Consider the following 24,939-nt stretch of genomic DNA (forward strand, 5'->3'; position numbering starts at 1 on the left):
CCGGGTGACAACCGGAGGACTCCGGGTCACCGGAGAGGCAACGACTCAGGAGGATGACATGAGGGGTGGACTTCGCGGCTGGGCGATCATGGCGGTGGCCGTACCGGTCGCCGCGGCCGGCGCCCGCAAGCTCAGCGAGCGCATGGAGCGGGGTAAGGGCCCGACGCGCGCCAGCGGATGGCTGCGCCAGGGTGCGGACATGATCCGCCCTCAGCAGAAGAAGCGCGGCCTGTTCCGCTGACCCCGGCCGCTCAGCCTGGATCCGAGCCCCGCGTACGCCTCAGCGCTGCGCGGGGTTCGGCGTGTGCGGCAGCTTGCCGAGCTGGCGCCAGTTCGTCTCGACCATGTCGATGTCGTAGTGCCGCGCCGCCGCCTGGATGTTGGCGAATGCCTGGTCCCGATCCCGGTCGGTGACGCCCTGCACCTGGTCGAAGCGGGCGATGGCGTTGCGCACGTGCTTCGCGTCGACCAGTGGTTCCTTGCGTTTGCCCGGGAAGGCGTACGCGCTGTCGGGCAGTTCGCGGCGCTCCTTGCTGGTGACGGCACCGGGCTTGTCGATCGGCTTCCACGTGGTCTTCATCGCAGCGGCGTACCCGCTGTCGTCGCACCGACACCCGTCCGGCGGGAAATGGAGCTGCGCCGTCGGCGTCGAGAGGCCTACCATGTCGCCATGCGCAAGTGACGCCCGTTTCCGCGAGCCGCCCCGCCCTTCCCGGCGGGTGCCTGGCTGCTCCGTGGGCGTCCTTTCCCTCCGCCGTTGTCGACGTGTGCCGACCCGGTCGAAGCGATCCCGGCCGACCTCGGAGCATCCCTTTCCCTTCCGCCGAGCCGGCGCTGCCGTGAACCCGGTTCAGAGCATCAGAGGAGACCCGGATGCCTGCCAGTAAGAAACCCCGCAAGTCCCGTCGGCCCGTTCCGCCGCCCGCGGCCAAGCCGCGTACCGACACCGCGGCCAAGCCGCGTACCGACACCGCGGCCAAGCCGCGTACCGACACCGCGGCCGAGCCGGGCCTGACCGCCGAGATGCCGGTCGTCGGCGAGCCGGCGCCGTCGATCGCGCCGATGGTGGTCCCGGCGGTGACCGTCGAGGAGCTCACCCCGGTCGCGACGGAGAAACCGGCCCCCAAGCACGGTCCGCAGGCCGGGCACGGGCCGCAGTTCCACGGCGACAGCCGCGGCAAGGGTGGCGCCCAGGCCCGCAAGTACGCCTTCCGGCGCAGCTGATCGGCGATCGGCGGCGGGTCTTCCATGGTGGACCCGCCGCCGGCCGGGCGCTCCGGGCCACCGCCGGACCGGGGCCACCCCGATCCGCCGCCGGATCAGCTCTGCGGGCTACCAGATCAGCTGGAAGGTGCCGAGCCGGATGCTCACGCCGAGCGCGACCGCGGCCAGCAGCAGCGCCCCGGCGATCAGCGCCGCGTCGGCGGCGGTGAAATGCTGCCGGCGGGCGACTGTGCGGGGCGTGCCGGCGTCGAAGCCCCGGGCGTCCATCGCCACCGCCAGCCGGCTGCCGCGGCGGATCGCCCCGACCAGCAGGGCGAACGCGGTGGAGACGAAGAGCTTCAGTTTGGCGACCGGGTTCCGCCCGGCCTCCACGCCGCGCGCCCGGCGCGCCATGCTGATCATCTGCCACTCCTGGCCGAGCAGCGGCACCAGCCGGAAAGCGGCTAGCGCGCCGATGGCGAAGCGCGCCGGGGCCCGTACGTTCTGGATCAGCGCGTCGGCCAGGTCGGTGGCGTCGGTGGTGGCGAAGACGATCACCCCGGGGAGCGCGACGGCGAACATGCGCAGCACCAGACCGAGGGTGGTCATCAGCACCCCGGAGGTGACCACCAGCGGCCCGGCGCTCAACAGCACCGGGCCGTCGCGTTCGGCGGCGAAGAGCACCATCGCCACCACGACGCCGACCGCGCCGATCACCAGCGGCCAGGTGCGCCGCAGCAGCACGCCGTAGCGGACCCCGAAGAGCGGCAGCAGCGCCAGCTCCATGGCGATGGCGATCGCCGGCGCGACCGGGTCGACGGTCACCACCAGCGCGAACGAGAAGAGCAGCGCGGCGGCGAGTTTCGCCACCGGGTTGCGGCGGGCCAGCGGCGCGCGCGGGTCGGCGACCGGCTCCAGGGCGATCACGGCGCCCCCAGCACGAGCCGGCGGTCGGTCAGCGCGGCGACGAACTCCGGATCGTGGGTGACACAGACGATCGCGTGCCCGTCGTCGCGCAGGTCGGCGAAGAGGTCCACCAGCTCCTGCCAGGTCCGGCGGTCCTGCCCGAAGGTCGGCTCGTCGCAGATCAGCAGCCGCGGTGCCGTCGCCAAGGCCGTGGCCACACTCAACCGCCGCGCCTCCCCGCCGGAGAGCGTGTACGGGTTGGCACCGGCGAGCCGGCCCAGCCGCAGCCGCTCCAACAGCTCGTCGACCCGGGACTTCACCACCGGCTCGGGCTCCCCGGTGCGGCGCGGGCCCAGCGCCAGCTCGTCGAAGACGCTGCCGGTGAGGAACTGCTGCTCGGGGTCCTGGAAGACCGACCCGATCCGGCGTGCCAGCGCCGGGGCCTTCCAGCGGTGCGGAGGGACGCCGGCGTCGGCGCCGGCCAGGACGCTGCCGCCCCGGACCGTGCCGCTGCCCGGCTTCAGCAGCCCGCCGAGGAGCAGCGCCAGGGTCGACTTCCCGGCGCCGTTGGGGCCGAGCACGGCGAGCGCCTCGCCGGCGCGTACCGCAAGATCGGTGGCGGCCAGCCGGGGTGGCAGGCCGAGCCGGTCGGCGGTGAGCAGCACCTCACCCGCCGCCGCGCGGGCCGGCCGCGGCGGCACCGGATGGCCGGGCACCCAGACACCCGCCTCGGCCAGCGCGGCCCCGTGCGCGGCGAAGACCGCCCCGGGCACGCCGTCGGCGACCACACCCCCGCCCGGTTCCAGCACCACCACCCGGTCGACCAGTTCCAGCGCGTCGGCGACCCGGTGCTCCACCAGCACGCAGGTGGTGTCGGCGTCGAGGGCGCCGGCGATCGCGCCGCGGATCAGCGCCGCGCCGGCCGGGTCGAGGTTGGCGGTCGGCTCGTCCAGCAGCAGCAGCGACGGGCGCAGGGCGAGCACCCCGGCCAGCGCCAGCCGCTGCTGCTCGCCACCGGAGAGCGCCGCCGTGGGACGGTCGCGCGGGTAGGGGAAACCGACCCGGTGCAGGGCGGCGTCCACCCGTGGCCAGATCTCCGCCGGCGGCACGCCCCGGTTCTCCAGCCCGAACGCGACGTCGTCGCCGGAGCGGGCCATCACCAGCTGCGTCTGCGGGTCCTGGAAGACGATGCCGACGCGTTCACGGGCCTTGCGCGGGTCGAGGCCGTCGATCTCGACGGCGCCCTCCTGCTCGCCGGAGTCCTCGGGCAGCAGCCCGGCGAGCGCGGCGAGCAGGGTGGACTTGCCGGCGCCGGAGGGGCCGAGCAGCAGCACCCGCTCGCCCGCCTCGATCCGCAGGTCCACGCCGCGTACCGCCCAGGCGCCGCGCCCGGCGTGCCGCCAGCCGAACCCGGTCAGCGTGACCGCGCTCATCCACCCCTCCTCTCCGTCGTGCGTGGTGCCTGCGCGTGCCCGCCCGGCCCCGATCCCAGGGCCGGGCGGGGAGAGCCTCAGACGGTGCGGCGTTCGCGCCCGGCGGCGAACCGGTCCAGGGCACCCGTGCCGGCCAGCGCCCGGGTGAGGTACCAGCCGCCCACGCCGGCGATCACGGTCGCGCTGACGATCGTGAAGAGCGCGTACGGGATCCGGTACGCCCAGAGCGCGTACTCGGTGTTCCAGACGAAGAAGTCGAAGAGCGCCGCACCCAGACCGGTCAGCGCCCCGGCGAGCGCCGCCGTCGGCAGCTTGAAGGAGCGGTACCGGAAGGCGGCGAAGGCGAGTTCGGCGCCGAGCCCCTGCACCAGCCCCTGGGCGATGGTCACACCGCCCCACTCCGAGCCGAGCAGCGCCGACACGGTCGCCGCCAGCGCTTCGCAGAAGAGCGCCGCGCCGGGCTTGCGGATCACCAGTCCGCCGAGCACGGCCGGCACCAGCCAGACCCCGTAGATCAGCGCCTGCGAGGGCGGGAAGAACGCGAAGAGCGGGTCGGCGGCCCGCCAGACCAGCCCCCACGCCCAGAAGATGACGCCGAAGGCGACGGCGATGACGGCGGCCACGACGATGTCGAGTGTGCGCCAACGGTGATTCATGATCCTTGCTCCCAGTTCCTTGTCAGCGAACCAGGAGAAGACGCACGCCGCGTCCGGCGAAGCCCGGACTGCGGCGCGGCTGGAGGTCGACCGAACTCCCTGCGCTGGCATTACCCAGATCAGGTTCGAGGGTCTGCGGCGTCATGCCGCACTCTCAGCGCTGTGCGCTCCCCTGTCGGATGTGAAGTTGTCGCGGCAGAGATTAGCACCGGCCCCCGCTCCCGGCCAGAGCCCGCCATCGCGCCCCCGGCGTCCCGGGCCGATCCCCGGTACGCTGCGACTCATGCTGGTCGATGCGCGCGGACTTCGGTTCGAGGTACGGGAAGGCGGCCCCGCCGACGGTGAGCCGGTGCTGCTGCTGCACGGGTTCCCGCAGCACAGCGGCGAATGGGACCAGGTCGTCCCGGAACTGCACGCCGCCGGGCTGCGTACGTACGCCCTCGATCAGCGCGGCTACTCGCCCGGTGCCCGGCCCGCCGACGTGGCGGCGTACCGGATCGAGGAGTGCGTGGCGGACGTGTGCGCCGTGCTCGACGTGCTCGGGCTGGACTCGGCCCATCTGGTGGGCCACGACTGGGGCGCGATCGTCGCCTGGCACCTCGCCGCCCGGCATCCGCAGCGGGTGCGTACCCTCACCGCCGTCTCGGTGCCGCACCCGGAGGCGGTCGGGCAGGCGTTGCGCGACGACGTCGGCCAGAAGCTCAAATCGTGGTACATCAGGCTCTTCCGGCGGGCGGGCCTGGCGGAGAAGGTGCTGCTCTCCTTCGACGCGGCCGCGCTGCGTCTGATGTTCACCGGCCTGCCGGCCGAGCAGGCCGCACCCTACATCGACGCGATGCGCGCCCCGGGCGCGCTGACCGCGGGCCTGAACTGGTACCGCGCGATAACCCCGGCCACCTACGGCGACGTCGGCCCGGTCACCGTCCCCACCACGTACGTCTGGAGCACCCGGGACGCGGCGCTCGGCGGCACCGCCGCACACGCCTGCGCCCACTACGTCACCGGTGACTACCGCTTCCTCGAGCTGCCCGGGGTCAGCCACTGGATCCCGGACGAGGCGCCGGCTCCGCTGGCGGCGGCCATCCGGGACCGGGTCACCGGCTGAGCCCGTTTCAGGGTCATCGCGGTGGGGCATTGGAGGCCACCCGGCAAGCGGGTTCGCCGGGTAGCCCCACAACGAAAGGTGCCCCACGTGTCGCAGGAGTCCGAACGGCAGCGCTGGCAGCGCAATTTCGCCGATCTGCTGCAGGAACTGCGGGTCGCTCAGACCGGTGTGCAGATCCTCTTCGCGTTCCTGTTGACCCTGCCGTTCAGCAGCGGCTTTCCCGAGGTGACCGAGTTCCAGCGTGACGTCTACCTGGTGGCGCTCCTCTCGGCCGCGGCGAGCGCGGCGATGATCATTTCGCCGGTCGCCTTCCACCGGGCGCTCTTCCGGCAGGGCCGCAAACCGGAGCTGGTCCGCTTCGCCCACACGATGGCCACCGGCGGGCTCGGCTTCATGCTGATCGCGATGGCGAGCTCGGTGCTCCTGGTGACCGACTACATCGTCAACCTCACCGCGGCCATCATCCTGACCACCATCACGCTCGCCTGGTTCACGCTCCTGTGGGTGGTGCTGCCGATGGCCCGGCGCAACTGGGGCGACGACGACATCGACGACGAGGACGACGACCCGTCATGACCTGGTGCCGCCCTCTACCTGCGGATCGGCAACGGCGGTAGCGTTCCTCCCATCGACACTTGTCGGTGTCAGGCGTACCGGAAGCTGAGGGGGTTGCCGTGACCACGACCAAGGACGACGGGCCCGGGGCGGGCACGACAGACGGAACCGCCGCGCTGCCCGCCGAAGCCGGCCAGGTCAGCGAGAAGGAAGCCCGCCAGGTCGCCGAGGGCGCCCGGGAATCGCGGTGGCGTCAGCCGAGCTTCGGCAAGGAACTCTTCCTCGGCCGGCTGCGGCTGGACCTCATCGATCCGTGGCCGCAGCCGGACCCGCAGCAGACGGTCAAGGCGCAGGAGTTCCTGGGCCGCCTCGACACCTACCTCCGCTCCGAGGTGGACGGCGCGGCGATCGAGCGCGACGCCCGCATCCCCGACGAGGTCTTCCACGGCCTCGCCGCGCTCGGCGCCTTCGGGATGAAGATCGGCGAGTCGTACGGCGGGCTCGGGCTGAGCAACCTGGACTACTGCCGGGCGCTGATGCTCGCCGGCTCGGTCAGCCCCGCGATCGGCGCGCTGCTCTCGGCGCACCAGTCGATCGGGGTGCCACAGCCGCTCAAGATGTTCGGCACCGAGGCGCAGAAGCAGTGTTTCCTGCCCCGGCTCGCCGCCGGTGAGGTCTCGGCGTTCCTGCTCACCGAGTCCGACGTCGGCTCCGACCCGGCCCGGCTGGGCACCCTCGCCGAACCGACCGCCGACGGCACCGGCTACCGGCTCAACGGCGTGAAGCTCTGGGCCACCAACGGCACGGTCGCCTCCCTGCTGGTGGTGATGGCCCGGGTGCCGGGCACCGAAGGGCGCCGCGGCGGCATCACCGCTTTCGTGGTCGAGGCCGACTCACCCGGCATCACCGTGGAGCGGCGCAACGCCTTCATGGGGCTGCGCGGCCTGGAGAACAGCGTCACCCGCTTCCACGACGTCTTCGTCCCCGGCGAGAACGTGATCGGCGGGGAGGGCAAGGGTCTCAAGATCGCCCTGTCGACCCTGAACACCGGCCGGCTCTCCCTGCCGGCGATGTGCGTGGGCGCTTCCAAGTGGGCGCTGAATGTCGCCCGCGAGTGGGCTGCCGAGCGGGTGCAGTGGGGCCTGCCGGTCGGCCGGCACGAGGCGATCGCCAAGAAGCTCGCCTTCATCGCCGCCTCGACCTACGGCATGGAGACCATGCTGGACCTGAGCTGCATGCTCGCCGACGACGCCCGCAACGACATCCGCATCGAGGCGGCGCTGGTGAAGCTCTACGCCAGCGAGCTGGCCTGGCAGGTCGGCGACGAGCTGATCCAGATCCGGGGTGGCCGCGGCTACGAGACCGCCGACTCCCTCGCCGCCCGCGGCGAACGTCCCATCCAGGCCGAGCAGATCCTGCGGGACCTGCGGATCAACCGGATCTTCGAGGGCTCCACCGAGATCATGCACCTGCTGATCGCCCGCGAGGCGGTCGACGCGCACCTCTCGGTCGCCGGCGACATCATCGATCCCGACGTCGGCCTCGGTGGCAAGGCCCGGGCCGGGGTCAAGGCCGGCGCCTTCTACGCCAGATGGCTCCCCACCCTCGCCCTCGGCGAAGGGCAGAAACCCACCGGGTACGCCGAGTTCGGCCCGCTCGCCGGGCACCTGCGCTACGTCGAGCGCTCCTCGCGCAAGCTTGCCCGCTCCACCTTCTACGCGATGTCCCGCTGGCAGGGAAAGATGGAGCGCAAGCAGGCGTTCCTCGGCCGCATCGTCGACATCGGCGCGGAACTCTTCGCCATCTCCGCGGTCTGCGTCCGGGCCCGCGCCGAGCGGGAGACCCGCCCGGAAGGGCTGGAGCTGGCGGACCTCTTCTGCCGGCAGGCCCGCCAGCGTGCCGAAGCGCTCTTCGCCGACCTGTGGGACAACACCGACTCGGTGGACGTCAAGGCGGCCCAGGCGGTCCTCGCCGGCCGCTACACCTTCCTGGAGGAGGGCGTGGTGCCGCCGCCGACCGACGGTGCCCGGGTCGCGGGCTGGGAACGCGGCCCCTCCAGTAGCGAGGACACCCGCCGCCACCTCCCCCCACCCACCTGATCCACAGGACCGCCATCCCGTTCCCGGCCCGGCCCTCCGCAACCGATTTTTGGCTGCGGCGAGGCCGCCGGCTATCCCGCTCCACCCGACCAGGTGGCGGTACGGAGGGCACGAGCGGTGAGGGCCGGCGTCGCCAGGCCCGTCAGAACGAAGACCCCCGCGAGCAGGAGCCAGCCCGCGCTCGGACCGTCGATGAGCAACAGGACCAGCAGCGTCGTTCCGCCCGCTTGTACGAGGTCCGCGATCAGTTGATGCCCGCCCTGGTACGCGCCGACCGCCTCCGTACTCGCCAGCCCGTAGGCGAGCGCCGCCGAGCCGGTGCTCTGCAACAGGTCACCGAGCGTGAAGACCAGGGTTGCCCCGACGAGCAGGATCACCGCGGCCGCGGTCCCGACCGTGCCGGTGGCGGCGTAGAGGAGCAGGGCCACGGCGAGTAGCCAGCTCGCCCGGCGCAGCATTCGCGCGGCACCGAAGGCGCTCTCGGCCCCTGTGCTGAGGCGGACCGCGAGCAGCACGGTCAGCGCCGTGTTGGTCAACAGCACCACCGAGATCATTACGGCGGGTGCGCTGGTCCGGCCGACGATCCACAGGGGAAGTACCAGCGCGAGCAGGACCTGGTGCAGCCCGAGCACCGCTGCCGCTGCGCTGACCAGGAGAAACCGCCAGTCGCGTAGCACCCCACGGGCCGATGGCGGGGAAGCGGCCGCCGCGCGTGGCATCGAGGGCAGGCGCATCAGTAACCCGGCGGAGATGAGATACGTCAGCGCGTTGCCGCCCACCAGCAGGAGGTAACCGAGCCGGGTGTCGGCGAGCAGCGCGACGGCGGCGAGACCCGCGCCGGTGCTGATTCCGATGTTGGCAACGGCACGCATCGCCGCGAAGGCGCGTACCCGTGTCGTGGGTCCGGCGACCGCCGAGATGAGTGCGGCGCGGACCGGGAGGTTCCCCGAGACCAGCAACGCGTCGAGGACGGCGACCAGCAGAAAGGCGGGAAAGGAGCCGATGAACAGGTACGCGCACGCGACGCAGCCCTGCATCACCTGCAGCACCGCGCGCACCGTACGCGGATCCCGCCGGTCGGCGAGGCGACCGAGCGGCACGCTCGCGGTGAGGCCGGCCAGCCCGGCGGCGCCCAGGCCGAGCCCCACTTCGGCGGCGCTCAGGCCCACGTTGCGGGTGAGGAAGACCGCGGCGCCGGCCGACCAGAGCCCGGTGCCGACGGTGTTCACCAGGGTGGCCCCTGCCACCGTCCGGAGCGGACCGGACGGTGGCAGGGGCGACCACCCGGCCGTGGCCTGACGCAGCCGGCCGGGCCGATGCCGTGGTTTCTCCGGTGCAGCCGCCATCAGAGCGGATGCTATTCATCGGGGTTGATAAGAGCAGTGACGCCGGTCGCATCGTCACCCATGACTTACGCCAGCGAGCTGGCCTGGCAGGTCGGCGACGAACTGATCCAGATCCGGGCTGCTCAGCAGAAGGTGTTCTGGTCGTGGACGAGCAGCCACCGGTCGTCGTGACGCGTGAACGCCAGGCTCAGCACATATGTGGAGCGTCCCGTCTTCCAGGCAAGCGCCGGTACAGTGCATCGGATGGGTGGTCGGGCAGAGGGATTCGAGTACGTCAGTCGCGCCGACGGTAGCGTGATCATCACTCACCACGGCCGGGTGGCCGCGAAGCTGCGCGGTGGCCGTGCCGCCGAGTTCCTCGCCGAGGTCGAGGACGATCCCCAGCTGGCGATGGCCCGCTGGACCGGCAACTACCGGCACGGTAACGAACGGATGGCCCGGCAGCACCCCCGCAACAGGCACTGAACGACGTCTCACGCCGGGCCCGCCGCTCGCGCCGGCGGGCCCGGCGTACCGGTTGGGTCCATCCCTGCTCGGCTCGCACCGGTCAGGGCCCTCAGGAGCGGGCATGCACGGCCCAGCTCGGCGCCCGGGGGACAACCCGCAGCGTCATCGCGGCCTCGGCGGGGGTGCGGTCGGCCTTGCGCTGGTTGCAGCCGGCGCAGGAGGCGACGGTGTTCGTCCAGGTGTTACCACCGCCGCGGGAGCGGGGCAGGATGTGGTCGACGGTGGCGGCCGCCGCGCCGCAGTAGCCGCAGCGCCGGCCGTCGCGTGCCAGCACACCGCGCCGGGACCAGGCCGGGCCGGAGGTGAAACGCCACCGGGTGACGACGTACCGGACCAGCCGGACCACCCGCGGCAGCGGGTAGACGCCGATCAGCCGGTCGGGCACCGCCTCGTGCACCTCGGCGACCTGACGGCAGAGCATCCGTACGGCATGACGGAGGCTGACCCGGTGCATCGGGCCGAGATCTGCGTTGACAACCAGTACGTCCATTCGCAGCACCATGGGCTGCTCGCTGAGGGTGATGGTTGCTCGAGCCGAGGGTCGATTCAATTCGTCCACCTCGCCGCCTTCGCTCGGCTCGAGCTTGCGGTCGAGCCCGCCCTGTGTCACCCTGGTGGGCTCTGCCGTTCAGATCACCCCACTGCGCGACGCTCCCACTCCTCGTGAGGCTGTCGGTGCAGGACGCTAGGCTGCAGCAACATCGACGTCGCACACCCCGGAGCAACGAGTAACCGATGAAGGCTGATTCGCCTAGCTGGAAAGTGATGGGGCCGCCCGCGACGCCGGAGGAAGCGGCCGCGCTCGAGGCTTTCCGTGAGGTTCTGCCTGACGATGGTCGCACCACGGCGTGGGTGAACCTGACCTTCATCGACACCAACAACCGCACGGCCGAGGTCGACGTCCTCCTGCTGACTCCGGTCGGTCTCTTCTGCGTCGAACTCAAGGGGTGGCATGGCACCATCACCGGCAACTCTCAGCGCTGGTACCAGCCTGGCAAGACGCACCCGAACCCGTTTTTGATCACCGACCGCAAGGGCAAGCGTCTCGCGTCACTGCTCAAGTCGTACGCGTCGAGCCTTCACATGGAACGGAGCGTCCCGTGGGTCAACGCGCTCGTCGTTTTGCACGGACAGGGATCCACGTTTGCGGTTGACGCCTCGGGCCGTGCCGGCGTCGTCAAACTTGATACGTACGACGTCACCTCCAAGCCTCCGCTGCAGCGGTTGAGCGAGTTTCTGGCAACGCCGCCGGCCAACCCGAAGGATGCCATCGACCCGCAGCGCGCCCGCCTCGTGCGGCACCTGTGCGACAAGGCCGACTTCCGTCCCACTCCCAAGACGCGGATGGTCGGCGACTACGCGGTCGCCGAGTCCGACCCGGTGGCCGAGGGAGTCGACTGGCAGGACGTGGTGGTCACGCACCCGAACCTGACCAAGATCAAGCAGCGGCTGCGCCTGTACGACGTGCCCCCCAAGGCGTCCGCGTCGGAGCGCAAGCGTATCGAGCAGCTTGCCCAGCGCGAATACCAGCTCACCTTCGGCATCCGCCACGAGGGCATCGCGGTGCCCCAGCAGTTCCTGGTGACCGACGACGGTCCCGCTCTCGTCTTCGAGTACCAGGACGTCGAGCGGCCGCTCGACGCGTTCCTCGCTGACGAGGGCGCCGCGCTCACGGTTGACGACCGCGTTGCGATGGTCGAGCAGCTTGGGGACATCCTCCGGTTCGCGCACAACCGCCACCTGTTCCACCGAGCCCTTTCGCCGCAGCGGGTGTGGGTGCGGCCCTCGCCGAACGGACCCCGTCTCGAGGTACGCGACTGGTACTCGGCGCAGAAGGACCGGGAGACGGCCGCTTCAACACGCTGGACCGTCATCAGCCGGGGCGTGACGGACCTGCTCGGCGTCGCGGGCGCGGAAGACCTGGTGTGGCTCGCGCCCGAGGCGCGCCAGTCGGTCGCCGACGTGCCTGGGGCTCCCCTGGACGTCTTCGGATTCGGCGCTTTGGCGTTCTTGATCCTGACGGGCAAGGCGCCGGCGATGACGATCGCCGAGGTCCAGGAAGTCCAGCAGCATGCCGGACGGTTCGATCCGCGCGCAGTCACCGCAGCCCTGCCCGACACGCTCGCCGAAGTCGTGGCCAACCTGACCTCCGTTGACGAGGCGGTGCGCCCTGCATCTGTGGAGGAAGCGCTCGAACTGGTCCGGATGGCGTGGGACGAGGTGCGCCGACCTGACGACCAGGCCCCGCCGGTGGAGATCGAGGATCCGCTCGACGCCCAGACCGGCGACATGATCGGCGGACGGTTCCTCGTCGTCGGTCGCCGCGGCGAGGGTTCGTCGGGCGTTGCCCTTGCCGTGCTGGATGATCACGCGGGCGACGACAAGGAGCTCATCCTCAAGGTTGCGCGTAACGACGCCGCCGGACGCAGGCTCGACGTCGAGGCCCATGTGCTCGGCGGGCTCGAGCACCCCCGCGTCGTCCGGCTTGTCGAGACGCTTGAGCTCGGCGACCGTCGCGTGCTGCTCATGTCCGACGCCGGCAAGGAAACCCTCGCCACGCGTCTGGTCAAGGAAGGTCAGTCGACCCTGGAGCAGTTGCAGCGCTGGGGCACCGACCTGCTGGAGGCCATGGCCTACCTGATCGACGTCAAGGGCGTCTTCCACCGGGACATCAAACCCGCGAACCTTGGCATCGCACCGGACCCTGGCTACCGCAAGCCCCACCTGACCCTGTTCGACCTCTCGTTGGCCCGCGAGCCGCTGGACAACATCGCCTCCGGCACGCCCGGCTACCTCGACCCGTATCTCGGCAAGGGACGCCGCACCCGCTACGACCGGGCGGCCGAGCTGTGGGCAGTATCGACGACCCTGTTCGAGATGGCGACTGGCGTGCTGCCCTGGTGGCCCAACGGCGCAAGCGCACCCGCCAACGCGACCGATCGGCCAGTGGTCGAGCCGACGTCGTTCGACCCCGCCGTCGGCGCCCAACTCACGGAGCTGTTCCGCAAGGCACTGTCGCCGGAGGTCAAGGAGCGGTTCGGCAACGTCGAAGATTTGCTGCGCGCCTGGAGTGACGTCTTCGCAGGTCTTGCCCTGGACGACGACGCACGGCAGAAGGACGACGAGCTCGCCTCCAAGGTCACGTTGGAGACGCCGCTGGAGCAGTCCGGTCTGTCGGCGCAGGCACTCTCCGCGCTGCGCCGTCTGGACGGCGTGGTCACGGTGGGCGACGTCCTCGGCGTTCACCCGGTCAAGATCAACGGCATCCGCGGCCTGGGGGAGACCTACCGTAAGGAGATCCAGAGACGCATTGCCCAGTGGCGCACCGCATTGCGCCCCACCGAGCCTGCTCCGGGGCTCGAGGTAGCGCTCGGCGTCGATCGCGTGGTCGACAACCTGCTGGAAATGCTCCCCGCGGCGGACAAGCCGCTCGCGCGCGGCCTCCTCGGCTTCGGCGGCGGCGCCCCGTGGCTCACGGCTGCCGAGGTCGCGGCCAGCTTCCAGACCACGCGCGAACGCGTCACCAGCATGCTCGACGACGCCGTCGGCGAGTGGACGAAGGACAAGCCGTTCCTTGCCGCGCGCAGCGAGCTGACCAATATCGTCGCAAACGCCGGGCGCGTCATGACCGTGCCCGAGGCGGTCGCCTCGCTCCTGACAGTGCGCGGCTCCACGCTCGACGGCGCCGAGCGAACGACCTACGGCACCGCGCTGTTGCGGGCGATCGTCGAGCTGGACGCCCGCGACACCGAACCTGACTTCGTGCTCCGGCGCCGTGCCGGCGCAAAGGTCGACCTGCTCGCATTGAGCGAGGACGCGACGGTCTCGGACGACGGCGACTCCTTCCCACCCGCGGACTTGGTCACCGACCTGGCCGGCGAGCTCGGCAGCAAGGCCGACGACCTGGTTGCCGGTGGCGTCGTCGCCGCCAGTACGGCGATCAGCGAACTCCGCGGGGTGACTGACGAGCTCGACGGCGCCGGCCAGTGGCAGGTGACCGACGCGCGCCTGCTGCGACTGGCCGCGGCCGCGAGCCAGACCGCGGCCGTGTCAGGGTTCCAGGAGCTGTACCCGCGCGCACTGCCGATCAAGGAGGCGCTCGAGCACGCGATGCGCGGCAAGCCGGGCCGCTCCATCAGCCAGATGGCGGTGCGGCGCACTCTCAGTGCTCGGTTCCCGCACCTGACCGAGCCGCTGCCCAACTCCGACAGGCTCGACGTGCTCATGCGCGAGCTGTACCCCGAGCTGGTCAACCGGAACGGTATCTACGCGCCCAAGAGCACCGTGCTGTACACCACGGGCACGGTCTCGGCGACTCAGTTCGCGCCCACACCTGCCGCCGAGATCGCTCGCAAGCTCACCGAGTCGCTCGACAGGCATTCGGCGCTCACTCTCACCGTCGCGCCGAAGCGGTACGTCGCTGCCACCAGAGCGCTGGCCTCGAAGTTCGACATCGACGTGCTCGACGTCGCCGAGCTCGTCGTCAGCGCGACCAGGGAGAAGATCGAAAAGGCCGGCGGTATCTGGAGCGGTCTGCTCGGCTATGACGCGCTGGACCGTGACAGCAAGCAGTGGAAGGCACTCGAAGGTGTCGTCCAGAGGTCGGTCGAACCCGTCTGGGCCGAACGACTCAGCTCAGACCGACGGCTTCTGCTGACCAACGCCGGCCCGCTGGTGCGCTACGGCATGACCTCGCGGCTTGCCGCCCTGCTCGACACCGGCACCAAGCGGCCTGCCGCCCGCTGGCTGCTCGTCGCCAAGGCCGGCGATGCCCGCGCCCCGCTTCTGGAAGGCCGGTCGGTTCCCTTGGGCCCGAGCGGCTGGATCGACCTTCCCCGTGACTTGGCCCAACTCGCCGACGACGAGACCACTGCAATTCAGCGCACCGCCCTCGGAGACCATGCATGATCGACTCTTCTGCCCTTCTCGCCGACCTGAAGGCTCAGCTGCGGGCCCTGCAGGCCGACCTGAAGGAGCGTGCCGACGACCCCATAACCAAATGGGGCGCCGATCTCCGGCGGGAGCACGCCGAGGCTCTGCGCCATGAGCGCACGGGTCTGTCGTGGAGTGCGTGGCGGGACAACGAGGTTGATCAGGCGGCCGTCGCGTGGATCGTGACGACGACGTTCGTCCGGTTTTGTGAGGACAACGACCTCCTCGTCGGCGCTACCCTCGACGGCTTGCCCGTCCCCGTGGGTTGGATCGCCGGCCCTGGTGACCGCACCCTCCGCGCACGCGAAAACCAGACCGCGTACTTCCGGGTCAACACCAGCCACCATGACCGCGACTGGCTCCAGCAGTCCTTCCGCGTGCTGGCCGCCCAGCTCGCCGGTAAAGGTCTGGTTGACCCCGAGCACAACCCGGTCTGGACCGCCGAAATCAGCGCCGAAGCCGCCAAGGGCCTCGTCGACTTCTGGCGGCGTACCGACGCTGGCGGCGCGCTGGTGCACGACTTCACCGACCCCGACCTGGACACCCGCTTCCTCGGGGACCTGTACCAGTACGCGTCCGAGCACGCTAGGAAGACCTATGCACTGTTGCAGACGCCGGTGTTCGTCGAGGAGTTCATCCTCGATCGCACTTTGACTCCTGCGATCCAGGAGTTCGGCCTTGACGAGCTTAGGCTGATCGACCCGACCTGCGGGTCGGGTCACTTCCTGCTGGGCGCCTTCGAGCGCCTTAACCAGCAATGGGCTGCCGAGGCGCCTGGGCTTGACCCCAAACAGCGCGTGCGCAAGGCGATGCAGGCCATCCACGGCGTTGATCTGAACCCGTTCGCCATCGCCATCGCCCGATTTCGCCTCACTGTAGCCGCCATCGCTGCCGCAGGAGAGAGATCCCTGGTTGGTGTACCGGAACTGGGATTCCACTTGGCTATCGGCGACTCGCTGCTCGGAGAGCAAGGCGCCGCCGAAACTCTCTTCGGAGACAATCCGTACACGTATGCCACCGAAGACCTCGGTGAGTACTTCGCCATCCTCAAGCCCGGTCGCTACCACGTGGTCGTGGGTAACCCGCCCTACATTACAGTCAAGGACAAGGTCCTCAGTCAGACCTACCGCAGGGCCTACACCACAGCCCATCGCAAGTACGCGCTCTCTGTGCCTTTCATGGAACTCTTCTATCGACTTGCCATCAAGGGTGCGCGTGGCCAGAGCGCCGGTTATGTCGGGCAGATCACGTCCAACTCCTTTATGAAGCGCGAGTTCGGCAAGAAGCTCATCGAAGAGTTGTTCGCTGGACATCACCTCGACAATCCAGTCGACCTGACTCAAATTATCGACTCATCAGGCGCCTGGATGCCGGGACACAACTTTGATGGCACCCCCACAGTGATTGTGTTCGGGCGCCGCCGCAAACCGGTGAAGCAGCAGGTGCATGTGGTGCTTGGAGTTAAGGACGACGCCGGGAAACTAGATGACCCAGCTACGGGCCCCGTTTGGACCGAGATATCAGAGCACGTTGATGACGCGGTATACGACGGCAAATACATCAGCGTTTCTGACATTGATCGCAGCGTCCTCTCGCGCCACCCTTGGTCGTTGTCTGGAGGGGGGGCGAGCCAGCTCATGGAAATCATTAAGAGTGCCGGCGTCCAAACGCCGAGCGCGATGGCCTATCGAATAGGCTTTTTTGGCATTCAGGGTGCAGACGATGCATTCATGGTTCCCTCGTTCATTCCGCGGAGACTCGACGCAGTGGAGTCTTTCAAGCCGCTGGTCTTCGGCGACCAAGTCCGCGACTTCCGCATCCTTGCCGCCGAGCCAACGTTCTTCCCATACTCGCCCGAACACGATTTGCTGCCGCTCGACGCCCAATCGGCGGTTGCGGTGCGCCTATGGCCTCTTAGGTCGGAGTTGGGGCAACGAGCTACGTTCTCAAAGCACACCTACTTCGAAGAGGGGCGCCCTTGGTATGAGTGGCATCAACTTCCCAAAGATCAAGGTGCTCATGCCTGGACCATTACCTTTTCCGAGGTTGCTACACATAACCACTTCGTACTCGTCCGCGAGAGGTTCGCTTTCAAACAGACTGCTCCGATAATTAAGCTGCCCGAGTCGAGCTCCGAGCGTGACCACCAGGCTCTCGCAGCTCTTCTGAACAGTTCAACCGTTTGCTTTTGGCTGAAACAAGTTTGCCAAAAGAAGGGCGGCGACGCAGACACGAAATGGTTGCGCACGTATCAGTTCAACTCGACCAAGGTCGGGCAGTTGCCCCTGCCTGCAGTTCTGCCTAACGCGCGCGGGGCAAGAGTAGATGACTTGGTGCAAAAGCTTGCCGAACTGTCGCCGCATGCAGTGGTGACTTCGTGGATTAAGAGTAGTTCTGACGGGGAGCTTTCTACTCGCCTCGCGAAGGCGCGAAGAGAATGGGATCGGCTCATTGGCCAGCTCATCTTCGAACAGGAAGAGTTGGATTGGGAAGTATATTATGCGTATGGCATTCTCGACCAACAGCTAACCTATACTGGGCGGGATCTCTGTGAAATCCCGCTCGGCGCTCGCGCCTTTGAGATCATGCTCGCTCGGGAACCTACGACCGCGGATCGCGAGATGGAGTGGTTCCAGCGCCATGGGTCCGTCGCCGCGGAGGCGATCCCCGTCGTGTGGCCCGAGGCCTACCGGCAATTGGTGGAAGAGCGATTGAATGTCCTTAAGTCTGATGGAAACATTGGGCTCCTCGAGCGACCAGAGTATAAGCGGCGCTGGGAGTTTGCGCGTTGGGACAGGGAGCTCAACGACGCACTGCGGAGTGCAATATTGGATCTCCTGGAAGACCCAATGCTGTGGCGGGATCACCAAGGTCCGACCACGCGTTCGGTGGCTGCTCTAGCCGACGTGCTCAGGCGTGATGAGACTCTTATGGAGCTGAGCCGCGTGCTAACACGTTCTCCTGAACCAGACCTTGTCGCTGTGCTTGGTTCGGTGCTGCCCGATCAGGCGGTGCCATTTCTTGCAGCGGACCGGTATACGGATGCTGGGTTAGAGAAATTCGCTGAGTGGCAGTCAATCTGGCGCCTCCAACGGCGCGAGGACTCCGGGGAAAGCGTCGTCGTTCCGATTCCACCTAAGTACGACTCGACGGGCGACTTCCGGCTGGCAAAATTCTACCGGCTGCGCGGAAAGCTGGACACACCAAAGGAGCGCTTCATTGTCTATCCGCGTGTTGGCCGCGAGGGAGACGGTAGTGAAGTACTTGGCTGGGCTGGCTGGAGCCACCGTGACCAAGCTGTCGCGCTGGTTCGCGAAATTCTCAATCAGCAGACGTTCGGTGCCTCGAAGGAAGCTCTGGTGCCGCTGGTGGCCGGGCTTGTCGAGCTAGAGCCGTGGCTGCACCAGTGGCACACCGATCTCGAACCGGAGTTCGGATCCAGTGCCGCGCAAGCGGTCACCAGCCAGATCGACCAGTTCCTGGCTCAGCTGCAGATGACCCGCGACGACGTGAACGCGTGGCGGCCCCCGGCGGCGGCGCGAGGTCGACGTCGGCACACCTGATCGCACTTGGCTGTGGCAATCGTAGCGACCGACAAGCGACGTACCTGATGAACGGAATTTCCCACCGATGAGCATTCCCACCGCTGGTGCCCTAGCGATGATGCTGCGCGACGCGATCAACGTACCCGAGGCCGTCCACGACGACGACTTCGTCATGCGGATTCACGAGGGGGTTCCTGCTGCCGAGCAGACCCTCAGGGACTACGTCGTCACGGAGAAGATCGCCGGCGCGTTCGGCGAAGGCTTGACCCTGGTGAAGTCCGCGCTCACTCGGGGCAACGCCAAGGGTGCGTTCATCCATGGCTCGTTCGGTGCAGGTAAGTCGCACTACATGGCCGTGATGCACCTGCTGCTCACGGGCAATCCCCACGCGCGGGCCCTCGAAGGGCTGCAGGCCGTCGTCGCCGAGCATGCAGACGTCTTGTCGCGGAAGTTTCTGGCGGTCGACTACCACCTCATCGGGGCCGAATCCTTTGAGGCCGCTCTGTTCTCGGGGTACATCAACACGGTCAAGGCGAAGCACCCGGAAGCGGCCGCCCCGGTGCTCCACCAGAGCGACCTGCTGTTCCAGAACGCACAGGCTCTCCGGACGCAGATGGGCGACGAGCTGTTCTTCTCGAAGTTCGCGGCGGACTTCGACCCGGTGCTGGGGACCCTGAGCGGGGGCGGGCTGACTGCGGCGGAGCTCGACGCGGCGGCCGACGGCACCGCGAGCGAGCGCGACCGGCAGGCGGTGGCGGCCAAGTTGGTAGAGACCTACTTCCCGGCCTACACCTCCACCTCGGCCTGGCTGCCCATCGACCAGGGGCTTCGGATCATGACCGAGCACGCCAAGGGGCTGGAATACGACGGTCTAGTGCTGTTCCTCGACGAGCTGGTGCTGTGGCTCGCCAACCACCTGCGTGACTCGGCGTTCATTCAGAACGAGACGTCCAAGGTGGCCAAACTTGTCGAGACCGGGTCGGGGCAGATGGCGATCCCTATGATCTCGTTCGTTGCTCGTCAGCGCGCGCTGAAGGAGTTCCTCGGTGGCGGCAACGTCGGTGCCGAGCAGGTCGCGCTCGAGGATTCGTTCCAGTGGTGGGAGGACCGGTTCGACAAGATCGCCCTCGCCGCCGCCGACCTTCCGGAGATCGTCAACAAGCGTCTGCTGACCCCCACGTCGGAGGCAGGCAAGACGGCCCTGGCCTCCGCGGTCGCTCGCGTGCGTGCCAATCCGACGGACTGGAAGCACCTGCTCACGGATGGGGCGGGTTCGGGCGCCGTCGACTTCGAGAAGGTCTACCCGTTCTCCCCGGCGCTCGTGGACGCGATGGTCGCGCTGTCGGCAATCATGCAGCGCGAGCGCACCGCGCTGAAGATCATGAGCGAGCTGCTGTACCGCGGGCGTGACGAGCTCACCGTCGGCGACGTCATCCCGGTTGGCGACCTGTTCGATGTCGTCGTGCTCGGTGATGCCAAGCCGCTGACCGACGACATGGTCAAGGTCTTCGAGGCGGCCGCCTCGTTCTACCGCGGCAAGATGCGCCCGTACCTGCTGGACAAGCACCACGTCAGCGACGCGGACGCCCGGACGCTCGACCGCAACCACCCGTTCCGGCGCGAGGACCGCCTCGCCAAGACTCTCCTTGTCGCGGCGATCGCACCCGGGGCCACGTCGCTAAAGGACCTGACGGCGTCCAAGCTCGCCGCGCTCAACTTCGGCAGCGTCGTGTCCATGTTCGGCGGGCACGTGTCCGGGCAGGTCGTAACCCTGGCCGCCGAGTGGCGGGGCAAGTTCTCTGAGATCACCGTCGGCTCGACCGCGGACCCGGTGATCAGCCTGCAGCTGACGGGCGTGGACTTCGACTCCATCCTCGCGCACGTCACACAGGAGGACTCCCACCCGAACCGCCGCCGGCTCATCCGCGACACGCTCATCACCGAGATCGGCGCCGTCGCCACTGGCTCGTACGCGGGCGAGTACACACTCGACCACGTCTGGCGAGGCCAGAAACGCTCCGTGGACGTCGTGTTCGGGAACGTGCGGGACAAGGCCGCGCTTCCCATCGAGGGGCTCAAGGCGTCGGACGGGCGATGGAAGCTCGTGGTCGACTTCCCGTTCGACGACATGGACGACCGCGGACCGTCCGACGACGTCGAGCGCATCTACACGCTTCGGCAGGAAGGCGTAGTCAGCGACACGATCGCGTGGGTGCCCCACTTCCTCACCACGCAGCGCATGGAGGACGTGGGCAAGCTCGTCCAGCTCGAGTACCTGCTCACCGGCGACCGGTTCGACCAGTACGCCACCAGCCTGCCGGTCAACGACCGCGAGCCCGCACGCCGACTCCTGACCAGTCAGCGCGACTCGCTGCGCAGCCAGCTCGCCGCGCTCCTACGCCAGGCCTACGGCGTGGACGCCAGGAACGAGGAGAACATCGGCACCTTCGTCGCTGGGACCAACTTCGTCACCCTCGCCGACGGCTTCACACCGATGCAACCCTCGGCCGCGACATTGCGCGACGCCGTGGTCGGAGTGCTCAGCTCTGCGCTGACCGCCCGCTACCCTAAGCACCCGGAGATCGAGCGCGGCACCGAGGAAGTCCGCCGTGCCGAGCTGAACGCCGTGCTGGACTTGGCGCGCAAGGCCGTGGACGCCGGTGGTCGTCTGGCCGACGTCGACCGGGCTACCGGAACTCGCGTGCGCCGCGTGGTGACCGCCTACGGCGTCGGCACCCTACGCGAGACCACCTACGCGCTGGACGCCCAGCACTTCGCGTTCTTCGACGAGTTCACCCGCGCTGCCGGCACCGGCGACGTGACCGTCGGGACCCTTCGCGGCCGGCTGGCCGAGCGTGGTATGACGACCGACGCCATGGATCTGCTGGTGCTGGCGTGGGCGAAGATCACCGACCGCGAGTGGTACCGCGCCGGCGCTCGCACACCCGAGCCAGGCATCGGCTCGTTGGCCCCGGACATGCTCTTGCGCGAACCCGTGCTGCCGTCCGAGGAGGAGTGGCAGGTGGCGCTGACCCGCGCCAAGGCCCTGTTCGGCGTGGGAACTGACGAGTACCACCTGTCGACCGCCGCGCTGCAGCGCGTCAGTGATGCGCTCCTGGGCAAGGTCCGTCCAGCCCTGCACGCGACGGTGGACGCCGTGGCGGAGATGGCCGCGCACCGCGAGACTCTCGGGCTAGACGAAACCGCGCCACGATGGCAGACGGTGACGCGCGGCCGGGACCTGGTCGCCGTGCTCGCCGCGGCCGATGGACCAGTGGCGAGGATCCAGGCGCTCGCCCAGTTCGATTTCCCCGCCGAGTCGCAGGCGATCGCCCGTTCCATCAGCATGGCGGGCGACGTCGTGGCCGCGCTGCGCGGCGCGAACTGGGGGCTGATAGATCGGCTGCCCGCGCTCGGCGGGGATCGCGCGGCCCGCGCACTGACGCAGCTGCGGGAGGCCGCTCGGCAGGCGGAGCTGCACGCTCCGCTCAAGCCAGCCCTTGAGACTGCCGCGCGTGAGGCGACCGAGGCTCTTCTTGACGACCCCGACGAGATCGAGCGTCGTCGACGGGAGGAGGAAGAGCGGCGTCGCCGCGAGGCGGAAGCCGAACGCCAGCGGGAAGAGGCCGAACGCAAGGCTGCTGAGGAGCGTGCGGCTCGCGAGGCGGAGCTCCAGCGCGAGCGAGAGCGGCTGGAGGCCCAGCGTCGTGAGCAGCAGGAGCGCGAGGCGGAGATCGCTCGCAAGCTCGCCGAGCTCGATCGGATTCGCCTGGAAGAGGAGGAGCGCCAGCGGCAGCGCCTGGCTGAAAAGAGCCAGCTCGTCGCACGCGTCGTCGAGGTCCAGGAGATCGGGCGGCAGATCAGCGACGAGCTTGCTAACCCCGTTCCGGGCAAGAAGCTGCGGGTGAGCTGGAGGTGGGAGTGACCAGCGCCCAGCCCGAGGTGACGCGCACCGTCGCCGTCTCCGAGGCGCTCGTGCGCTCGCGCGCCGCCGAGCTCATCGCCAAGGGCGGCGACTCACGTGTGCTCGTGATGCGCGCCCAGCCGCGCTGGCACGGCGGGGACCTGACGGTCGAGGGTAAGCGCGTCCGGGTGGTCGAGGGCATCTCCCAGCTGGCGATCCTCGATGCCTATGCCGCGCAGCGGGACGACGAGTACCTGGTGGTGCTAACCGACCGGCCACGCGCCGATCTCAGCGACACGGTGCTTGCCCGAGCCTACCGCCAGCAGATCGAGGACCCCGACGAATGGGGGAGCGTTCCGGCACTGTTCGGCGCAGCGCGGGAAGTCAGCCGCGAGCTGCGCCGGCTCGACTGGGCGGCCACGGCTCTGCTCGACCACGAGCCTGCGGGGGGATGGGCGCCGTCGACCGATCTCGCCGTGACCGCCGAGCACGCCATCGGCGGCCTGCTCGCGCACCTGCTGCGGATTGACTCGGGCGACCTCGACGGCGTTTTCCTCCTCACCGCGCTGAGCAACGGGTCCCGCGCTTCCTGGTCCGCGGTGGATCCGGAGCTGCAGGATCACCTGGTCAAGTGGGCCGAGCAGGAGTATGGCCCCGCCGCCGGGTTCGCGCTGCGCACCACTGCCGCCCCGGGCGGGCTCGTCAAGCCCCTCGCGCTCGGGCTGGCCATTGACGTGCTGTGGCCTCACCCCGCCGGCGATCTTACCGAGGAGCAGGTTGCCGCGCGCACCCGGTTGCTCGAGCGCTACGTGGGCGGTAGATCCGTCACACCGCTGCAGGCGCGGGAGATTGCCAACGCCTCGGTGTCCGCTGTGCTGCGCCTGTCGAGAGAGGGCGACCCCGAGGGACGGCTCGGCGTTGTGCTCGACCAGGCCGAGGCGCTGCTGCGCAACAACCTGGGCTGGCCCGTCGGCGCCGAGCGGTCGGCGATCCTTCGCCCAGGATTCACCGCTCGGCTTCGAGTCCTCGGGCAGGCACTCGATGCCGGGGCAGGGGCCGAGGAGACATTGGCCGCGGTGCTCGACCACCGCGAAGCAACCCTGGACGGACATGACCTCGCACCGAGGATGGCCGTGCGACTCGCCCGCTGGCTGGCCACTGCGGAGCGGGACGTGCACAGCCTCGGAGGAGACCTCCAGCGGCAGCTCGACGATGGCGCCTGGGTCGACGCGGCCCTCGGCGTGCTCTGGAGTGGTTCTCCTGACGCAGAGATAGGCGGCGCGTACGGCCGGCTGATCGAGCGCGTGCGTGCTCGGCGCCGAAGGCGCGATGAGACAGCCGCGACGCACCTGGGCGACTCGGCTGTAGAGCGTTCGCTGGCCGATGGACGGGCGCTCGGAATCGAGAACGTCCTTCGCGCCGTCGTCGACCCGTGGAAGTCTCACGGCGGAGTGCTGCTGGTGGTCATCGACGGCATGAGCGGTGCAGTCGCCGTCGACCTCGCCACCGAGGTCAGGCGCTCGGGGCTCGTCGAGTGGGTACCGGTCGCGACCAAGCGCCGACTTTCGGCGGTGGCTGCGCTGCCGTCGATGACCGGAATTTCACGCACGAGTCTGTTGTGCGGCGAGATTCGCGTCGGCAACTCGGCGACGGAGAAGGCCGGCCTCGCTACCGTGTTCCCCGGCGCGCGGGTGTTCCACAAGCGGGATCTGCGGGCCAGTGGAGGGGCGCAGCTGGCGGACGGCGTGGCCGTGGCGATCGCCGATCCGGCGGTCCCTGTCGTTGGCGTGGTCATTAATGCCATCGACGACGCGACACACAAGAATGAGAGAACTCGGCCATGGACGATGGCCGAGCTCGATCCGCTGCGGGCGCTCCTCAATGCCGCGTCGATTGCGGGTCGTGCCGTCGTGCTCACCTCCGACCACGGCCACGTCGTCGAGCGTGAGACCGAGATGCTGCCTGCCGCCGCGGGGGGTGACGCACGCTGGCGGCCAGCGTCGTCTGGTCCTGTCAAGGATGGCGAGGTGCTCGTCAGAGGGCCGCGCGTTGCAGTAGACGCAGGCGAGGTCGTGATGCTGTGGCGCGACGACGCGAGATACGGAGCTGCTCGGGCCGGTTACCACGGCGGTGCGTCGCTGGCCGAGCTGACCGTGCCGGTGCTGGTGTACCAGCGATCGCTGGCACAGTCAACGCCTGAGGGATGGGAATTGGCGCCGCCACAGGCGCCGGCGTGGTGGAACGACCCCGTCGTCGAGGCCAAGGTCGAACCAGCTGAGACGGCTGCGGCGAAGAAGTCGCGCAAGAAGACCGTGGTGGACAAGGTCCCCGCCCTCTTCGAGTTGGAGATCGAGTCAGGAGCGCAGCACCCCTCGCTACCGAGGAAACCGCATGATTTCGTGGCGCGAGTGCTTGATTCGTCTGTCTACGCCGACCAGCTGAGGCTTGCGGGCCGTGCAGCCGCAGGGGCAGGGCCGCTCGTGGAGACCGTGCTGCGCACCCTCGTCGACCGCGGCGGGCGAGCGCACCAAGAGACGGTCGCCTCGGCGGCGGGGCTGCCGTATGTCGGCATCGGGCAGGGACTCGCAGTCGTCAAGCGCATCTTGAATGTCGAGGGGTACGAAGTCCTTTCCTTTGACAGCGACGGCGAGACCCTGCGGCTCGACCTCAACCTGCTGAAGGACCAGTTCGAGGTGACGTGATGGCGGACGTTGCACGCGCAGGCGACGCAGCCCTGCAGCACCTGAA

16 protein-coding genes and 1 riboswitch are annotated in these 24,939 nt (G+C 69.0%); of the genes, 10 read left to right on the forward strand and 6 right to left on the reverse strand.

Annotation, left to right across the window (positions count from 1 at the left end; translation table 11 throughout):
• Positions 1-58 precede the first annotated feature (58 nt).
• Positions 59-241 (forward strand): hypothetical protein, encoded by a 183-nt coding sequence (locus ACK8GG_RS19695; RefSeq protein WP_440350675.1) that lies wholly within the window; start codon positions 59-61, stop codon positions 239-241.
• A gap of 39 nt (positions 242-280) precedes the next feature.
• Here the strand turns inward: ACK8GG_RS19695 and ACK8GG_RS19700 are convergent, their stop codons facing one another.
• Positions 281-580: a DUF6582 domain-containing protein gene (locus tag ACK8GG_RS19700; RefSeq protein WP_440350674.1), complete on the reverse strand. Its 300-nt coding sequence runs from the start codon at positions 578-580 to the stop codon at positions 281-283.
• A gap of 293 nt (positions 581-873) precedes the next feature.
• On the opposite strand from ACK8GG_RS19700, the gene ACK8GG_RS19705 reads away from it, so the two are divergent.
• Positions 874-1,224, forward strand: a complete 351-nt coding sequence (locus tag ACK8GG_RS19705) for a hypothetical protein (protein ID WP_440356949.1) — start codon at positions 874-876, stop codon at positions 1,222-1,224.
• 108 nt (positions 1,225-1,332) lie between these two features.
• Here ACK8GG_RS19705 and ACK8GG_RS19710 read toward each other — a convergent pair whose 3' ends face one another.
• The 3 genes from ACK8GG_RS19710 to ACK8GG_RS19720 form a co-directional block, all read right to left on the reverse strand.
• Positions 1,333-2,130 carry an energy-coupling factor transporter transmembrane component T family protein gene (locus ACK8GG_RS19710; protein ID WP_440356950.1) on the reverse strand — a complete coding sequence of 266 codons (798 nt, stop codon included), beginning with the start codon at positions 2,128-2,130 and terminating at the stop codon, positions 1,333-1,335.
• A complete protein-coding gene (locus tag ACK8GG_RS19715; protein ID WP_440356951.1) occupies positions 2,127-3,542 on the reverse strand; it encodes an ABC transporter ATP-binding protein in 1,416 nt (471 codons plus the stop codon). The genes ACK8GG_RS19710 and ACK8GG_RS19715 overlap by 4 nt, the downstream gene beginning before the upstream one ends.
• Before the next feature lie 77 nt (positions 3,543-3,619).
• Complete coding sequence (locus tag ACK8GG_RS19720) at positions 3,620-4,198, reverse strand: ECF transporter S component (protein ID WP_440350670.1); 579 nt, start codon at positions 4,196-4,198, stop codon at positions 3,620-3,622.
• 78 nt (positions 4,199-4,276) lie between these two features.
• A riboswitch (TPP riboswitch) is annotated at positions 4,277-4,382 on the reverse strand.
• Positions 4,383-4,481: 99 nt separating this feature from the next.
• Here ACK8GG_RS19720 and ACK8GG_RS19725 point away from each other — a divergent pair.
• The 3 genes from ACK8GG_RS19725 to ACK8GG_RS19735 all read left to right on the forward strand — a co-directional run bounded on the left by ACK8GG_RS19725 (position 4,482) and on the right by ACK8GG_RS19735 (position 7,957).
• Positions 4,482-5,303, forward strand: a complete 822-nt coding sequence (locus tag ACK8GG_RS19725) for an alpha/beta fold hydrolase (RefSeq protein ID WP_440356952.1) — start codon at positions 4,482-4,484, stop codon at positions 5,301-5,303.
• A gap of 87 nt (positions 5,304-5,390) precedes the next feature.
• Entirely contained in the window at positions 5,391-5,879 is a 489-nt protein-coding gene (locus ACK8GG_RS19730) for a DUF6328 family protein (RefSeq protein ID WP_440350668.1), read from the forward strand.
• A 98-nt stretch (positions 5,880-5,977) separates the two neighbouring features.
• Positions 5,978-7,957, forward strand: coding sequence for an acyl-CoA dehydrogenase family protein (locus tag ACK8GG_RS19735; RefSeq protein WP_440356953.1), 1,980 nt, complete (start codon positions 5,978-5,980; stop codon positions 7,955-7,957).
• Positions 7,958-8,028: 71 nt separating this feature from the next.
• Here ACK8GG_RS19735 and ACK8GG_RS19740 read toward each other — a convergent pair whose 3' ends face one another.
• Complete coding sequence (locus ACK8GG_RS19740) at positions 8,029-9,204, reverse strand: MFS transporter (RefSeq protein ID WP_440356954.1); 1,176 nt, start codon at positions 9,202-9,204, stop codon at positions 8,029-8,031.
• A 342-nt stretch (positions 9,205-9,546) separates the two neighbouring features.
• Here ACK8GG_RS19740 and ACK8GG_RS19745 point away from each other — a divergent pair, with 342 nt between their 5' ends.
• Positions 9,547-9,768 carry a hypothetical protein gene (locus ACK8GG_RS19745; RefSeq protein WP_440350665.1) on the forward strand — a complete coding sequence of 74 codons (222 nt, stop codon included), beginning with the start codon at positions 9,547-9,549 and terminating at the stop codon, positions 9,766-9,768.
• Positions 9,769-9,859: 91 nt separating this feature from the next.
• Here the strand turns inward: ACK8GG_RS19745 and ACK8GG_RS19750 are convergent, their stop codons facing one another.
• The gene (locus ACK8GG_RS19750) at positions 9,860-10,300 is read right to left on the reverse strand and encodes an HNH endonuclease (protein ID WP_440356955.1); all 441 of its coding nucleotides are present in this window, start codon (positions 10,298-10,300) and stop codon (positions 9,860-9,862) included.
• A 245-nt stretch (positions 10,301-10,545) separates the two neighbouring features.
• On the opposite strand from ACK8GG_RS19750, the gene pglW reads away from it, so the two are divergent.
• The 4 genes from pglW (at position 10,546) to pglZ (ending at position 24,893) form a co-directional block, all read left to right on the forward strand.
• Positions 10,546-14,718 (forward strand): BREX system serine/threonine kinase PglW, encoded by a 4,173-nt coding sequence (gene pglW / locus ACK8GG_RS19755; RefSeq protein WP_440356956.1) that lies wholly within the window; start codon positions 10,546-10,548, stop codon positions 14,716-14,718.
• A complete protein-coding gene (gene pglX / locus ACK8GG_RS19760) occupies positions 14,715-18,305 on the forward strand; it encodes a BREX-2 system adenine-specific DNA-methyltransferase PglX (protein WP_440356957.1) in 3,591 nt (1,196 codons plus the stop codon). Before pglW ends, pglX begins: the two co-directional genes overlap by 4 nt.
• Before the next feature lie 67 nt (positions 18,306-18,372).
• Positions 18,373-22,212: a DUF6079 family protein gene (locus ACK8GG_RS19765; RefSeq protein ID WP_440356958.1), complete on the forward strand. Its 3,840-nt coding sequence runs from the start codon at positions 18,373-18,375 to the stop codon at positions 22,210-22,212.
• Complete coding sequence (gene pglZ, locus ACK8GG_RS19770; RefSeq protein ID WP_440356959.1) at positions 22,209-24,893, forward strand: BREX-2 system phosphatase PglZ; 2,685 nt, start codon at positions 22,209-22,211, stop codon at positions 24,891-24,893. The genes ACK8GG_RS19765 and pglZ overlap by 4 nt, the downstream gene beginning before the upstream one ends.
• The last annotated feature ends 46 nt before the right edge of the window (positions 24,894-24,939 follow it).

Origin of the sequence: Melissospora conviva (genome assembly GCF_049523535.1) — a bacterium.
GTDB classification, from domain to species: domain Bacteria; phylum Actinomycetota; class Actinomycetes; order Mycobacteriales; family Micromonosporaceae; genus Melissospora; species Melissospora conviva.